Below are 14,852 nucleotides of genomic sequence, written 5' to 3' on the forward strand. Positions count from 1 at the left end.
TCTCGAGAAGACATGTCTAAACTGACCCAATCGACAGCATGGCTGGCCCTGGCCGCGCATCAGCAGGCCATGGCGGGTCGTCCACTGCACACGCTATTTGCCGAAGATCCCCAGCGCTTCGACAAATTCTCTCTGCAATTCAAGGATATTTTGCTGGACTACAGCAAACAGCCGGTTAACGAGACAACCATTCGCTTGTTGCTCGCGCTCGCGCGCCAGCAACACCTGGAAAAGTGGATGCAGCGCATGGCCAATGGTGAAAAAATCAATACCACTGAGAACCGTGCAGCCTTGCACATGGCATTGCGTGCCAATTCTCCCGTCTATGTGGATGGCGTAAACGTCATGCCCGAGGTCAAACATGTCCTCCAACGCATGGAACAGTTCGTCACAGCGGTTCGCAACGGCGCCCATCAGGGCTACAGCGGATTGCCCATTGCCGATGTCATCAATATTGGAATCGGCGGCTCCGATCTGGGACCGGCCATGGTAGCGGAAGCGTTGCGCCCCTATTGTTCACCCGAATTGCGGGTCCATTTCGTTTCCAATGTCGATGGCGCGCATCTTGCCCATACCTTACAAGGCCTCAATCCGGCAACAACGCTGTTCATCATCGCCTCCAAGACTTTCACGACCCAGGAGACACTGACCAACGCACAATCTGCACGCGCATGGTTCCTGGCTGGAGGCGGCAGCGAGCGGGATATCGCTCGGCATTTCGTTGCAGTTTCCACCAACAGTGATGCGGTAGCCCGCTTCGGCATTGCCATCGACAATATGTTTGAATTCTGGGACTGGGTCGGCGGCCGATATTCGCTCTGGTCAGCGATCGGTTTGCCCATTGCGCTAGCCGTTGGCATGGAAAATTTCCACGCGCTATTGACTGGCGCGCGGGAAATGGACCATCATTTCCTGAGTGCGCCATTGGAACATAATCTCCCTGTCCTGCTGGGGTTGATTGGCATCTGGCAGATCAATTTTCGTCATGCGACCAGCCATGCAATCCTGCCTTACGATCAATCCCTGCAGCGTTTTCCCGCCTATCTGCAGCAGCTGGAAATGGAAAGCTGCGGCAAGCAGGTCACCCGAAACGGGGAAACAGTCGATTACAGCACAGGCGTGGTGGTATGGGGCGAACCGGGCACCAACGGTCAACATGCTTTCTATCAATTGCTGCATCAAGGGACGCAAACATTCACAGCCGACTTTCTGGCGCCTTGTCTGTGCCAGCATAGTTTCCCGGCGCACCAACCCATCCTGTTGGCCAACTTCTTTGCACAGACCGAGGCGCTCATGCGAGGCAAGAATGAGCAAGAGGTGCGATCCGAATTAACCGATCAGGGAATACCACCCGAGGTTTTGGAACGCTTGTTGCCGCACCGGATCTTTCCGGGCAATCAGGCCTCCACTTCGATTTTGTTCAGAAAACTGGATCCCGCAACACTGGGAGCATTGATTGCACTCTATGAACACAAAGTGTTTGTACAAAGCGTCATTTGGGATATCAATCCGTTTGATCAGTGGGGCGTAGAACTGGGCAAGCAGCTGGCCGGCAAGATTCTTGCTGAACTGACCCTCGATCAGCCCGCCACATCGCATGACACATCAACCAATGGCCTGATCAATTTTTTTAGACTGCAACAATAATACTTTTCCCCTATCAATCAATTTCAGTTCAATAGTATATGTCCGTGTCTTCCCCTCATTCTCGTCAAAGACCCCGTGTACTATTCATTACGCCGGAGGTATTCCCTTTATGTAAAACCGGAGGCCTCGGTGATGTGAGCGCCGCGCTGCCGATGGCATTGCGCGATCTAAAAGTGGATGTGCGACTGCTGCTGCCCGGCTACCCTTCAGTATTGTCAGCGCTTAAATATAAGCGCAAGCTTGCAACATTCGATCTTTCACCACATTTTCCTGCAGCCACCCTGCTCTCTACCAAATTACAAGTGCATGAGCCCGGCCATGTGCCTGCCTATATCATCGACTGCCCTGTCCTCTACCAGCGCCGCGGCGGGCCTTATGTGGATGATACCGGTCGTGACTGGCCGGATAATGCGTTGCGCTTCGGGCTGCTCTCCAGGATTGGCGCCATTCTAGCCAGCGATGCCAGCCCGCTGGACTGGCGGCCGGATGTCGCTCACTGCAACGATTGGCAAAGTGGTTTGACGCCGGCTTATCTGCATTTTCATCCACGGCAAAAAGCTGCAAGCCTGATCACCCTGCATAATCTGGCCTTCCAGGGCTGTTTTCCGCCTGCAGAAGTGACGCGATTGGGGCTGCCTGCTGAAAGTTACAATGTGCACGGTGTGGAATACTACGGCACGATGTCGTTTATCAAGGCCGGAATCTATTACGCAGACCGCATCACTACTGTCAGCCCCAGCTATGCGCGCGAGATTCAGTATGAAGCACTCGGGTTTGGCTTGCAGGGGTTATTGGCCGAACGCAGGGATGATATCAGCGGCATTATCAACGGTATCGATACCACGGTCTGGAATCCCACCACTGACCCATATATCGCCAAGAAATATACCAGCAAGACCTTGGCGGCAAAAACTGTCAACAAGCTTGCTCTGCAGCAGACCATGGGACTGGAAAAGAACGAGGCCATTCCTTTATTTGCCGCGATCAGCCGCCTCAGCCACCAGAAAGGATACGACCTCATGCTGCAGGTGGCGCCCAAGCTGACAGAGCTCCCCGCCCAACTGGTGTTATTGGGAAGCGGCGATCCCGTGTTGGAAAAACAGCTGATCGCCCTGGAACAAGCCTTTCCCACCAAGATAGCGGTCCGCATCGGACATGATGAAGCCTTGTCTCATCTGATCGAGGCCGGAGCTGACTGTTTTCTAATGCCCTCCCGCTTTGAGCCATGCGGGCTGAATCAAATGTACAGCCAGCGTTATGGCACACCGCCACTGGTACATGCCACAGGGGGACTGCTCGATACAGTGGTTGATCTAACGCCCAAAACCCTGGCGAATGATCGTGCCAGCGGTTTTTATTTCCATGAAATGACGGCCGAAGCATTTCTGACCGGTATCAAGCGTGCGGCCAGGGCCTTTCACAACCGGCGGTTATGGCGAAGCCTGCAAAGAAACGGGATGCGCAAGGACTTTAGCTGGCAAGCCAGCGCCTCAGCTTACCGGACGATCTATCTGTCCTTAATGCAGAAATAGGTAATCGCGCAAAGCGGCTGTCTCCCGGGTCAAACGGAATAAAATCGCTGCCGCTGTACTCAGTCTCCCTTGATCAGTGTGCCGACGCCTTCATCGGTCAATATTTCCAGCAACAGTGCGTGTTGCACACGCCCATCGATGATATGACAGGATTTGACGCCATGCTTGACTGCATCCAGAGCCGAACCTATCTTGGGCAGCATCCCGCCGGAAATCGTCCCGTCTGCGAACAACTCATCCACTCGTTTGGCAGTCAAGCCGGTCAACAAACGGCCATCCTTGTCCAGCACACCCGGCGTATTGGTCAGCAATATCAGTTTTTCAGCATTGAGTGTTTCGGCAAGCTTCCCAGCCACAATATCGGCATTGATATTATATGATTCGCCATCCTCACCCACACCGATCGGTGCAATCACCGGAATGAAATCACGGCTATCAAGCAGCGCAATCAGCGAAGGATCAATCTGCTCGATCTCACCGACCTGACCGATGTTAATCCATTCCCCCGCTTTTTCTTTATCCTGCATCAACATTCTTTTCGCCCGGATAAACATTCCGTCCTTGCCGGTCAGACCAACAGCCTGCCCGCCATGCCGGTTAATCAGATTGACAATTTCCTTGTTGACCAGTCCGCCGAGCACCATCTCGACCACGTCCATGGTTTCGGCATCCGTCACCCGCATCCCTTGTATGAACACGCCTTCCTTACCGACCCGCTTCAGCATGTGATCGATCTGCGGACCGCCGCCATGAATAATGACCGGATTCATCCCGACCAGTTTCAGCAGCACGACATCGCTGGCAAAGCTATGCTTGAGTGTTTCCTCGATCATCGCATTGCCACCATACTTGATGACGATAGTCTTGTCGTGAAAACGACGAATATAAGGCAATGCTTCAGCCAGTATCCTGGCTTTCTCCTGGGCGGTAGATGGCGATAACATGTTTCTTGAAAACTTGAGAAGTTAAATGAATTTTACTGAATGCAGTCTCAACCCTTATTGGGAGCAAGGACGTGACTGGGGCGGATCAATTCTCGGACAGCCTCCTAGGGTGAAATATCAAGCATGTTAATATCAGGCAAGCGATCCTTCCGATTACCTGGCAATCTGCAAGAAAGACTCGAGTCGCAACAAAATGGACGGGTTCAACCTGCGCCAAGTTCGGCCTTGCCGATCATCATACACACCCGACACAAAAGGTCGCACATCCTGATGGTCAGACTGGCAGGCAAACTCCGATAAATGTCTGAAGCCCAGCATACTGTCCGCCAGTATGGCACAATTCACACCCCAATGAGGCGCCATCAGGAGCGCGCGCGTCTTCGCCCCGACCAGACTGGCATCCCCGCCCATATATTGCGCAAGATCACATAAACCATAAAACCCGGACCGAACGCGTATGACCCCCCTGAACCACGGATGCGTCAAATAGACAGGAATAATTCTGGGGACGGGCAACACCTCGCCGAGATCTCGCAAGGAAATCAGCCAGCGCTCTCCACCGATCATGGCCCCCAGGACTGGAAGTGTCGCTGACATGCTTTCAGCCTGATCTGTCGGCGGCTCAATTTCAACCGACGCGCCGGGAAATCCGCTATCTATAATTGTCATGGGAATCGTACGGCATTCAACGACTCGAATGGTAACGCTTGTTTTTTAGCCTGCAGAGCAGACCGCCACAATCCAGCATGGTTACTGCTCTGCTCTGAAACCGCGAAATGTGTTGTTCGGCTGGCGGCAATCGCCCGATATAGCCGCACCTGGGATGCTGTCCGAGAATAGACTGATCTACTGCGGACGAGCCTGATTGGCCGAATTTTACGATCCTTTTCGTTAAATAGAACGACTATTCGCCTCAAATGATCGAAAAATCCAACTCAACCAGCCTCGCCCTCGCTACGATCGCTATTCTCGGACAGCCTCCTAGAATCGATTGTTCTTGCCACCCACCACTGTGGCGTTAGCGGAAACAGAATAGGCCTATTGTATCCGATTTGCCTGCGTCATAAACAAACAGGATTCAGTCTTGGGATAAGTTAATCCAGTGTAGACTATATATGCGGTATGCTTGTCGCGCCGTGCCGGCTTTAATTATAAATACCTTGATGCTTCGGCTGGACGCTTATTTTGATCCCTATTCTTTTTGTATGTTTAAATAGCTATGAATAATCATTCTGTTAGTTTGTTGTCGTTGTGGATATTCACACTGCTGCTGATATCCGGCTGTGTGCCCATGGTTCTAACCGGGGTCGGCGTCGGCGCCGGTACCGGCGCGCTGATGGTAGAGGATCGGCGCAGTAGTGGTATATTTATCGAAGATGAGCGGATTGAACTCAGAACCAGCCGCAGAATAAAAGAAAGCCTAGGTGACAAAATACGTGCCAATGTGACAAGCTATAATCGCAATGTCCTATTAACCGGCGAAGCAGTTGATGAATCCACGAAGAAAGAAGCTGAAAAGCTGGCTATGAGCGTGGAAAATGTCCGGAATGTTTTTAATGAAATCAGCGTTGCCGAACGAAGCTCATTGGCTTCGCGCAGTAATGATGCTTTGATCACGTCGAAGGTCAAGACGCGCTTTCTCAACAACGGTGTCTTTCAAGTCAATCATGTTAAGGTGGTCACGGCTAATAATGTGGTCTACCTGCTAGGCATGGTTACGCGCGAAGAAGCGGATGCAGCAGCCCAGATTGCCAGCACGACCGCCAGCGTGGCGAAAGTGGTCAAGGTTTTTGAATATCTGGATTGAATTTCTATCGCCTGCCTTTATTCTGTTCTTTCTCCCTCATGCTACCTGCTGCATTTATCGAGACACTGCTTGACCATATCCCGGCCGATCGTGTTTTTACCGATCCGGTGGATTGCTACGCATATGCCTACGACAACAGCAGAAAAATCTTTCCACCCGAATGCGTCATCTTTCCATTGACCACGGATGAAGTGGTACAGGTGATTCGGTTATGCATGCGCTTCAATATCCCTGTCACCCCGCGTGGACGCGGGACCGGCACAGCCGGTGGCAGTCTTCCCGAGCAAGGCGGCATAGCCCTGTCACTGGAACGCATGACACAAATCCGGTCGGTCGATGCGGCCAATCGAGTGATGAGAGTCGAACCCGGTGTCCTGAACGAAACCGTGCAGGCTGCAGCCAGACCCCATGGTTTTTTCTGGCCTCCCGATCCTTCCAGCGCCAGCTATTCAAGCGTGGGTGGCAATCTTGCGACTTCCGCCGGTGGCCCACATGCGGTTAAATATGGCACGACGCGTGATCATGTTCTGGGCCTGACCGCGGTTACCGGCACAGGAGAGATTATCCAGACCGGCTGCTATACCACCAAGGGCGTGGTCGGGTACGACCTCACTCGCCTGCTAATCGGTTCCGAAGGCACGCTGGCCGTAATCACCGAAGCCACGCTCAAACTCACGCCCTTGCCTGCGGCCAAAGGCGGACTGACAGCCCATTATCGGGATCCCGCCAGTTGTGCTCAGGCCATCGTCGCGATCATGAAGGCATCTCAGGGGCCCAGCGCCCTGGAATTTCTGGATGCGGGTTCACTTGATCTCATCCGCAGCAAGCATCCCGAGATGCTCCCTGGCGATTCATCCGCCATGCTAATGATAGAAGTTGACGGCAGCGAACATGAAATAGCGGAGACGGTAACCCAATTACTGGCTGCCTGCCGAAATCCGGGGTTACTGCACGCAGCAGCCACCCAAAATCTCGATGACTTATGGCAGGCCAGGAAGCGGCTTTCTCCACTCCTGCGCGACATTGCACCCAAGAAAATCAATGAGGATATCGTTGTACCGGTAGACAAGATTCCGGTCCTACTGGCTGAGTTAAGTAAATTGAGTCAGCAATACCAACTTGCCAATGTCAATTTCGGTCACGCCGGTAACGGCAATATCCATGTCAATTTACTCGTGGATCCCGATATTGACAGCGAACGGGCGGAGAAATGCCTCAATGAAATTTTCGATTTGGTGATCAGGTTGAATGGCACGCTCTCGGGGGAGCATGGAATAGGCTCTGAGAAAAGAGCCTATATCGAGAAGGAAATCAGCGCCGCCACGCTCGCGATGATGAAAGGGATCAAACAGGTGTTTGATCCCAACCATATTTTGAATCCGGGCAAGCTCTTTCCCTAGTACTCCGTTCCGTCAATTAGCTTACAAATTAAATCGATGGATTCGCCTGCCAGGCTAGGCGCAAACCGCAGTCATAGCCGTAGCTATGGCGAGGATTTGCAACAACGCATGACAGGCGAAGGCGCTATTTCATGTAAGCGGTTTGGCGGAACGGAGTACTAGTGGTCAAGTTGCTGCCATGAGGTCAAGCAGCCTGCCGGCCTCAAACCAGCGCCTAATTCCAGATATAGAAGTAATGATCGACCAGCAACGCGGTGAACAGCAGTGCCAAATACAAAATGGAAAAACGGAAGGCAGCTCGTGCAATTTGATCGCTGTAATGCAGGTATATCTTAATGGCGTAGTACAGGAATATGGCATCGAGAACCAACACACTGATCAGATAAATCAGTCCGCTCATCTGCGTCAGGTAAGGCAATACCGTTACGACACATAATATGATTGTATATAGCAATACATGCAGGCGAGTGAATGCATCACCATGCGTAACCGGCAGCATAGGCATGCCGATCTTCGCATAGTCTGATTTGCGGTACAGTGCCAGCGCCCAAAAATGCGGAGGGGTCCAGGCAAAAATGATAAGAAATAACAACAATGCATCCGCCGATATTTCTCCCGTGACGGCCGCCCATCCCAGGACCGGTGGCATAGCACCCGATGCACCACCAATCACGATATTTTGGGGAGTCAGCGGTTTCAGTATGAGTGTATAAATAATCGCGTACCCGACGAATGTGCCCAGCGTCAGCCACATCGTCAACGGATTGACCCACTGATGGAGAATAAACAGACCCGATCCGCCAACCAAGATCAAAAAGAATAACGTCTCGGGAACACTCACTTTCCCTTGTGGCAAGGGTCTTCCCTGGGTGCGCGCCATGATTGCATCAAATTTATATTCGACCAGGCAGTTCAAAGCCGCAGCAGCACCTGCTACCAGTGAAATACCGATGGTGCCCAAAATCAGGATATCAAATGGCACAGCACCGGGTACGGACAGAAGCATGCCGATGACTGCAGTAAAAACGATCAATGAAACGACACGCGGCTTGGTCAGCCGGTAAAATTGCTGCACGCGCTCAGATGTTTGTTGCCATGACAAAGAATAAGATGCCATCACACACTCCTTACTTGAATCATTATAAAAACAGGACGAAGAAATGTTTAATTTATGATTTCAGAAAAATCACTCTCTTCATCTCTTGACTAATACCCCTGACTATCCAGCGTACTTCAGGTAGCAAGAAAACTCTGCTAGGAGGCTGTCCGAGAGACTGATATACTGCGGACGAGCCTGATTAGCCCTTCGCGCACACTCTCATAATTTGCTCAATGTTCCATGTGCGAGAGTTTCAATAACCTTTTAATGTCATCGACCATTTTTTTGGGTTCAGGATCTCTGGGATATCTCATCATCAAATTACCCATGGGATCGATCACATAGATATGATCCAGCTGACTCTCCACAGCAGGAAACTCCTCGAGCAGCGTCCGCCCCTTGGCCAGTACCAATCTGGTGCCTTCATATTGATGCATGATCTCGGCATCAGGCTGAATATCGTCATTAATCAACCAGACCCGCTCGACCCTATCCTTTTCGGTATGCTGGGCCAAGCGTACTTGCCTCATCAAGTAGAGTTTCTTCTGACAATGTTGATCGCATTCACCAGAATCAATAGTCAACAGGGTCCACTGCCCCCTCAATTGTCGACTTCTGAAAATAGTGTTATCAGACAAATTTGTGGCAGCGCCTTGAAGGGCCTTAACCTCGATCAATTCTCCATAATTAACCGTGCTATCCGGGCGGATCTTGAATGTATGCAGAAAGTAAGACGCTACGACTGGCGACAAAATCACAAGCATTAGCAGGATAAGCTTAAATCTGCTAATTAGAACCTTTTCGTTTGACATTTAATACCAAATAGATAATCAACGTTGCCACAGCCAGGGAAAACCACTGGAAAGCGTAACCAATATTTCTGGAAGAACCCGAATCCGGCTTTTTCCACTGACGCATCAGTCCGTCTGCAATTTCACTGTCCTGTTGCAGCAACAATAAAGGTTGGAGAGTAAGACTGGTCTGACTCTGATAAAGATCCAGGTCAAAGTTTTGCCACACATTCGCTGTGACCTGTTCGTCCGAAAGTGACAAGGCCTTGATCCAGGGAGAATCCACAACACCGGTGATGACAACCTGTTCAGTCGGCGTAAAAACCTCAGGCAGTATGGATCGGTCGCTGCCCCCCGCTACCCAGCCGCGGTTGATCATCACATGCATCGAACTGTTCACAAGTTGCAGCGGCGTCAGTACGTGATAACCCACAATGCCTTGATGCAATTTGTTATCCAGGAAAATAGTATGCTCAGCGACGAAGCTTCCGCGTACTTCGACCTGCCTGTATAGGTAATCATCCAGCTTGACGCTCGTGGCTGGAATTGAAACAGGTGGCTGTTTTGCATACTGTTCCAAAAGCGCGAATTGCGTCTCTTTTTCTTCAGCTCTGGATAGCTGCCATGTCCCCAGTTTTACAAACAAGATGATTGCCAATATTGTGACCAAAGTCAGCGATAATCTTGGTTTGAATTGATATCCCAAATTAATTCCTGATTGACGTCACACATTCTGATTAGGCTTTATGTAGCAGGACTCGGTTCTGCCTAAAGCTGAATCGAGTCCTGACTATTGGGAATTGTGACTATATCTACTTATAGTAGATAAACAAATATAAACAAGCCCAACCAGACAACGTCTACAAAGTGCCAATACCAGGCAACCCCCTCAAAACCGAAATGATTCTCGGGTGTGAAATGGCCGGCTGCACATCTGAAGAAAATCACGATCAACATGATCGTACCCAGCGTCACATGGAAACCATGGAACCCGGTCAGCATATAGAAGGTCGAGCCATACGCGCCGCTGGTTAATCTGAGGTTTAAATCAGTATAAGCATGGCTGTATTCGTATATCTGGAAGCCCAGGAATGTCACGCCCAGTGCAATGGTGGCAAACAACCACAACTTGAGTGCGCCGCGATCATTTTTCTTCAATGCCCAGTGCGCCAGCGTAATGGTGACGCCGGAGCTCAGGAGCAAGAAAGTATTCAATGCGGGAATACCCCATGCGCCCATCGGGGTGAACTTGTCCTCAAAACCCGGTCCAGCCGTCGGCCATCCACCCGCGAAATCGGGCCAGAGCAATGTATGTTCATTATCTGCCAGCCAGGGTATGGACAGCACTCGCATGTAGAACAGCGCGCCAAAGAAAGCGGCGAAGAACATCACTTCAGAGAAAATAAACCAGCTCATTCCCCAGCGGAAGGATTTATCCTCCTGCGCACGATATTTGCCGCTTTCACTTTCACGTGCCACATCCCCAAACCAGCCAAACAGCATGTAAATCAGTATGGCAAAACCTATTGCCAGCATACCGTATCCCAGCGGGATCTTGTTCATGGTGAAAGCCGCGCCAAAGCCCATGAAAAACAGTGCCGATGACCCAACGATCGGCCATTTTGACGGAGCCGGTACGTAATAATGACCCGTTCCTTGACTCATATAACCCTCCTGAATTGATATTTTATTTAACCTGTTACAAATCTAACTACCAGCAAAATGCACAAAACAAATATCGCGGCACCAATCAGGCCACCAATAATCGCCTGTAACGGCGTTATTCTGGCCGCATCACGTTCCAAATCACCTTGTTTCCGAATACCGATAAAGGAAAAAAAGACTGCCTTGGCTACCTGAAGCACAGATGCTTTTTCCGGCTTGGTCTTATCCGGCGTTGATTGCTTCTCATCATATTTATGCATCGCCCAGTGGCCCTATTATTCCTTCTTCAATGAAAAGAAAGTGTAGGAAATCGTAACTGTGCTGATATCCGTGGGGATTTCCGGATCAATAACAAATTTAACCGGCACTTGCCTGACTTCTCCAGCCTTGAGCTCCTGTTTAGTAAAACAGAAACACTCGAATTTACGCATATAGCGCTCAAGATTTCTGGGCGTATAGCTTGGAATTGCCTGGCCGATCTGATCGCTGTCCGATTCGTTACTGATTTCGTATATCACCTCAACAGACTGGCCGGGATGCATACGAACACTAGACTGCAAAGGCTTGAACTTCCAGGGAAGTCCACGAACGTTGGCATCCAATTGCACATTGATCAGCCTCGATTCATCCACCTTGACAGTTTTGCTCAATGCATCCGGGCGTTGCAGCTCAGTGATGCCTGTCACTTCACAAAACTTCTCGTAAAGTGGCACAAGCGCGTAACCAAAACCAAACATGATTACGCTGAAAATCAATAATCTCTTCAGTAATTCTGTATTGGTATTGGTCACGTCTTGTTTCATCCTTTGAATATCAGTGTTGTGATATAAACGACCACTATCATGAGTAACAGTAGGAATCCAGTACGTAATTTCTTACGCCGCAACTCTTTATCTTTGTCCTCATTCATATTGGTATCCGCTTATTTGATCACAGGTGGTGTTTCAAAGCTGTGATATGGAGCGGGCGAAGGTAAGTGCGTCCATTCCAGGGTTGTTGATCCTTCCCAAGGGTTGTCAGCCGCTTTTTCACCACTGCGTACACACTTGACGATAATGTATACGAAGAGTAACTGAGAAAGCCCGAAACCAAATGCACCGATACTTGAAATCATATTGAAATCAGCAAATTGCAGCGCATAATCAGGGATACGGCGAGGCATGCCTGCCAGCCCCAAGAAATGTTGCACGAAGAAGGTTACGTTGAAGAAAATCATCGATAGCCAGAAGTGCCATTGACCGAGTTTTTCATCATACATACGACCGGTCCATTTCGGCAGCCAGTAATAGGCACCCGCAAACAAGGCAAACAGCGCACCGGATACCAATACATAGTGGAAATGTGCGATCACGTAGTAGGTGTCTTGTACTTGAATATCGATTGGCACAATTGCACAAACGACACCACTGAATCCACCGATGACGAACAGGAAGATAAAACCGATCGAAAACAGCATCGGCACTTCAAAAGTCATTGCGCCTCTCCACATGGTGGCTGTCCAGTTGAATACCTTCACGCCGGTAGGCACGGCGATCAACATCGTGGCATACATGAAGAACAATTGGCCGACTGCTGGCATCCCTGCAGTAAACATGTGATGCGCCCAAACGATGCAGGACAGAATCGCGATGGAAGCAGTTGCATAAACCATCGATGAATATCCAAACAGCGGTTTACGTGAGAACGTAGGAATGATCTCGGAAACGATACCGAAGGCAGGCAAGATCATAATATAGACTTCAGGGTGCCCAAAGAACCAGAAAATATGCTGGAACAGAACAGGATCCCCACCACCGGCAGCGTTAAAAAAGCTGGTACCGAAATGACGGTCGGTCAACAACATGGTGACGGTACCTGCCAGCACCGGCATGACCAGAACGAGCAGGTAAGCAGTGATCAGCCAAGTCCAAACAAACATGGGCATTTTCATCAATGTCATGCCCGGTGCGCGCATATTGAGAATGGTAGTAATGATATTGATCGCACCCATAATGGATGAAGCCCCCAGAATATGGATTGCGAAAATCATCATATCCACACCCAGACCACCCTGCGTGGACAACGGCGGATAGAATGTCCAGCCACCTGCAGCAGCGCCGCCAGGCACAAAGAATGACGTAATCAGCAACAGGCCGGCTACCGGCAGCAGCCAGAAGCTCCAGTTGTTCATACGCGCGAAGGCCATATCCGGCGCGCCGATCATCATGGGCACTTGCCAATTAGCAAAGCCGACGAAAGCTGGCATGATCGCGCCAAACACCATGATCAAGCCATGCAACGTGGTGAATGAATTGAATAATTCAGGTTCAAGTATCTGGATGCCCGGCATGAAAAGCTCTGCCCGAATACCCATTGCCAGAAAGCCGCCCACGAACAACATGGTCAGACTGAAGCACAAGTAAAGCGTACCGATGTCTTTATGGTTCGTCGTAGTGATCCAGCGCATGATGCCGGTAGGGTGGTCATGGGAATGACCATGCACATCTTGTATTACTGCCATTATTTTCTCCTTTAGACTAGCTTTGCTTAATTTCCAGATACATTAATTCTTGGATGACTGATCTTCAGCTGTCTCAGCAAGTGCGGTATTGACGATTGCTGCAGAAGCTTTTTGCTTTTCGGCAACCCATTGCGAATATTTCTCTTGCTCGACCACCTCTACTACGATAGGCATAAAGCCGTGCTCTTTACCGCAAAGTTCAGCGCATTGTCCACGATATACACCCGGATTATCGGCGGTAAACCATGAATCACGAATGAAGCCCGGGATGGCATCCTGCTTAACGCCCAGGGCAGGCACCCACCAAGCATGAAGCACGTCATTGGCTGTCATCAGAATCCTGATTTTTTTACCTACCGGCACCACAACCCGATTATCCACTTCCAACAGATAATTTTCCCCTTTAGGAGCTTGATTGCGAATTTCATCCTGGGTCGTTGCAAGTTGGCTATAGAAGCTAATCCCTTCCCCTTCCCCCTGCAGATAATCATAGCCCCACATCCATTGGTAGCCTGTAGCCTTGATAGTGATATCGGATTCACTGGTATCTTTCATAGCAATCACAGTCTTGGTGGCCGGCCACGCCATTCCAATCAATATCAAGACAGGAATTGCCGTCCATATAACTTCCACCATTGTGCTGTGATGAAAGTTTGCTGCCTTATGGCCAACTGATTTGCGGTGCTTGAGAATGGAATAGCCCATCACACCGAAGACCACAACGAAAATCGCCAGACAGATCCACAGCGCCATAATATGCTGATCATAGATCTGCTGGGCGATGGTGGATTGCGGTTCAGGAAAGTTATATTTACTGGAAACTGCCGCGCCTGAATAAAAAACGAGGACCATAATCCCCGTCAGGACCGCCATCAACTTACTGCTCATATTTAATCCCCCACGTTAATCACTAAATCATTGCTTTAAAATAATTTACTTCTTACCAAAAATCTAAATCAACGACCCTAGGCCGAATCATACTGTTTTTTTCTTATCATCATTGCCATAGCAGCTCAGTTGCAGGCATGACTCTGTGAATGTCTTCGTAAAAGCTTTTTTCCAGCATCTCCAGCCGAATATCCACTTGGGGCATCGTATTAAAATTAAAACGTAGACAGCTGTTTCAGCTTTCGGTTCCAATTTTAGGCCTGAAGATGAACATCCGAATTTTCTAGCCACCCTCTGGCTGAGCAACAATTCAGCCGAAAACAGGCGACAAAATGGGCGCGTCCAAGACACTTTCCCCTGTCGAGAATTCTAGCATCCCGGCACCGAGCTAGCAAGGGAAAATCATGATTTTTATAGGAAAATTACCCTAGTCCTGCCATGGTAATTACCCATTCCAGCCTTCGGATCATGCTTTCCTCAAGTCAAGTCAACACCCCCGCTCGCCCGCTAATCTACACCCGACAACCCTTACATAATTTGATTTAGTTCAACTACTGAATGAAAATATATCCCATACTT

Annotated in this window: 14 protein-coding genes; 4 read left to right on the plus strand and 10 right to left on the minus strand. The window is 49.9% G+C overall.

What is annotated here, in order from left to right:
• Positions 1 to 12 precede the first annotated feature (12 nt).
• Complete coding sequence (gene pgi, locus ABTW62_RS01060) at positions 13 to 1,647, plus strand: glucose-6-phosphate isomerase (protein ID WP_430902723.1); 1,635 nt, start codon at positions 13 to 15, stop codon at positions 1,645 to 1,647.
• Between the two features lie 38 nt (positions 1,648 to 1,685).
• Positions 1,686 to 3,179 carry a glycogen synthase GlgA gene (gene glgA, locus ABTW62_RS01065; protein ID WP_430902724.1) on the plus strand — a complete coding sequence of 498 codons (1,494 nt, stop codon included), beginning with the start codon at positions 1,686 to 1,688 and terminating at the stop codon, positions 3,177 to 3,179.
• 59 nt (positions 3,180 to 3,238) lie between these two features.
• Here the strand turns inward: glgA and argB are convergent, their stop codons facing one another.
• A complete protein-coding gene (gene argB / locus ABTW62_RS01070) occupies positions 3,239 to 4,123 on the minus strand; it encodes an acetylglutamate kinase (protein WP_430902725.1) in 885 nt (294 codons plus the stop codon).
• A gap of 153 nt (positions 4,124 to 4,276) precedes the next feature.
• Positions 4,277 to 4,792, minus strand: a complete 516-nt coding sequence (locus ABTW62_RS01075; RefSeq protein ID WP_430902726.1) for a chemotaxis protein CheW — start codon at positions 4,790 to 4,792, stop codon at positions 4,277 to 4,279.
• A 550-nt stretch (positions 4,793 to 5,342) separates the two neighbouring features.
• Between ABTW62_RS01075 and ABTW62_RS01080 the strand changes: the two genes are divergently transcribed.
• Together ABTW62_RS01080 and ABTW62_RS01085 are read left to right on the plus strand one after the other, a co-directional pair.
• Positions 5,343 to 5,930, plus strand: coding sequence for a BON domain-containing protein (locus ABTW62_RS01080; RefSeq protein WP_430902727.1), 588 nt, complete (start codon positions 5,343 to 5,345; stop codon positions 5,928 to 5,930).
• Between the two features lie 38 nt (positions 5,931 to 5,968).
• The gene (locus ABTW62_RS01085) at positions 5,969 to 7,330 is read left to right on the plus strand and encodes an FAD-binding oxidoreductase (protein WP_430902728.1); all 1,362 of its coding nucleotides are present in this window, start codon (positions 5,969 to 5,971) and stop codon (positions 7,328 to 7,330) included.
• 214 nt (positions 7,331 to 7,544) lie between these two features.
• Here ABTW62_RS01085 and cyoE read toward each other — a convergent pair whose 3' ends face one another.
• From cyoE to coxB, 8 genes are all read right to left on the minus strand, one after another.
• Complete coding sequence (gene cyoE, locus ABTW62_RS01090) at positions 7,545 to 8,447, minus strand: heme o synthase (RefSeq protein WP_430902729.1); 903 nt, start codon at positions 8,445 to 8,447, stop codon at positions 7,545 to 7,547.
• Positions 8,448 to 8,659: 212 nt separating this feature from the next.
• Positions 8,660 to 9,013, minus strand: coding sequence for a hypothetical protein (locus tag ABTW62_RS01095; protein ID WP_430902730.1), 354 nt, complete (start codon positions 9,011 to 9,013; stop codon positions 8,660 to 8,662).
• A 202-nt stretch (positions 9,014 to 9,215) separates the two neighbouring features.
• Positions 9,216 to 9,866: an SURF1 family protein gene (locus ABTW62_RS01100; protein WP_430902731.1), complete on the minus strand. Its 651-nt coding sequence runs from the start codon at positions 9,864 to 9,866 to the stop codon at positions 9,216 to 9,218.
• Between the two features lie 170 nt (positions 9,867 to 10,036).
• Complete coding sequence (locus ABTW62_RS01105; protein WP_430902732.1) at positions 10,037 to 10,885, minus strand: cytochrome c oxidase subunit 3; 849 nt, start codon at positions 10,883 to 10,885, stop codon at positions 10,037 to 10,039.
• Between the two features lie 26 nt (positions 10,886 to 10,911).
• The gene (locus ABTW62_RS01110) at positions 10,912 to 11,145 is read right to left on the minus strand and encodes a DUF2970 domain-containing protein (RefSeq protein ID WP_090413950.1); all 234 of its coding nucleotides are present in this window, start codon (positions 11,143 to 11,145) and stop codon (positions 10,912 to 10,914) included.
• A gap of 15 nt (positions 11,146 to 11,160) precedes the next feature.
• Positions 11,161 to 11,688 (minus strand): cytochrome c oxidase assembly protein, encoded by a 528-nt coding sequence (locus ABTW62_RS01115; protein WP_090413952.1) that lies wholly within the window; start codon positions 11,686 to 11,688, stop codon positions 11,161 to 11,163.
• Positions 11,689 to 11,807: 119 nt separating this feature from the next.
• Positions 11,808 to 13,385: a cytochrome c oxidase subunit I gene (ctaD, locus tag ABTW62_RS01120; protein ID WP_430902733.1), complete on the minus strand. Its 1,578-nt coding sequence runs from the start codon at positions 13,383 to 13,385 to the stop codon at positions 11,808 to 11,810.
• A gap of 42 nt (positions 13,386 to 13,427) precedes the next feature.
• Positions 13,428 to 14,273: a cytochrome c oxidase subunit II gene (gene coxB, locus ABTW62_RS01125; RefSeq protein WP_430902734.1), complete on the minus strand. Its 846-nt coding sequence runs from the start codon at positions 14,271 to 14,273 to the stop codon at positions 13,428 to 13,430.
• Positions 14,274 to 14,852: the final 579 nt, after the last annotated feature.

It is taken from the genome of Nitrosomonas sp. ANs5 (assembly GCF_050584665.1).
In the GTDB taxonomy this organism is placed as follows: Bacteria; Pseudomonadota; Gammaproteobacteria; order Burkholderiales; family Nitrosomonadaceae; genus Nitrosomonas.

Excerpts from the sequence above, each read along its gene's own strand:
- pgi (WP_430902723.1), top strand. The coding sequence starts at position 13 with ATGTCTAAACTGACCCAATCGACAGCATGGCTGGCCCTGGCCGCGCAT.
- glgA (WP_430902724.1), top strand. The coding sequence starts at position 1,686 with ATGTCCGTGTCTTCCCCTCATTCTCGTCAAAGACCCCGTGTACTATTC.
- argB (WP_430902725.1), bottom strand. The coding sequence starts at position 4,123 with ATGTTATCGCCATCTACCGCCCAGGAGAAAGCCAGGATACTGGCTGAA.
- ABTW62_RS01075 (WP_430902726.1), bottom strand. The coding sequence starts at position 4,792 with ATGACAATTATAGATAGCGGATTTCCCGGCGCGTCGGTTGAAATTGAG.
- ABTW62_RS01080 (WP_430902727.1), top strand. The coding sequence starts at position 5,343 with ATGAATAATCATTCTGTTAGTTTGTTGTCGTTGTGGATATTCACACTG.
- ABTW62_RS01085 (WP_430902728.1), top strand. The coding sequence starts at position 5,969 with ATGCTACCTGCTGCATTTATCGAGACACTGCTTGACCATATCCCGGCC.
- cyoE (WP_430902729.1), bottom strand. The coding sequence starts at position 8,447 with ATGGCATCTTATTCTTTGTCATGGCAACAAACATCTGAGCGCGTGCAG.
- ABTW62_RS01105 (WP_430902732.1), bottom strand. The coding sequence starts at position 10,885 with ATGAGTCAAGGAACGGGTCATTATTACGTACCGGCTCCGTCAAAATGG.
- ABTW62_RS01110 (WP_090413950.1), bottom strand. The coding sequence starts at position 11,145 with ATGCATAAATATGATGAGAAGCAATCAACGCCGGATAAGACCAAGCCG.
- ABTW62_RS01115 (WP_090413952.1), bottom strand. The coding sequence starts at position 11,688 with ATGAAACAAGACGTGACCAATACCAATACAGAATTACTGAAGAGATTA.
- ctaD (WP_430902733.1), bottom strand. The coding sequence starts at position 13,385 with ATGGCAGTAATACAAGATGTGCATGGTCATTCCCATGACCACCCTACC.
- coxB (WP_430902734.1), bottom strand. The coding sequence starts at position 14,273 with ATGAGCAGTAAGTTGATGGCGGTCCTGACGGGGATTATGGTCCTCGTT.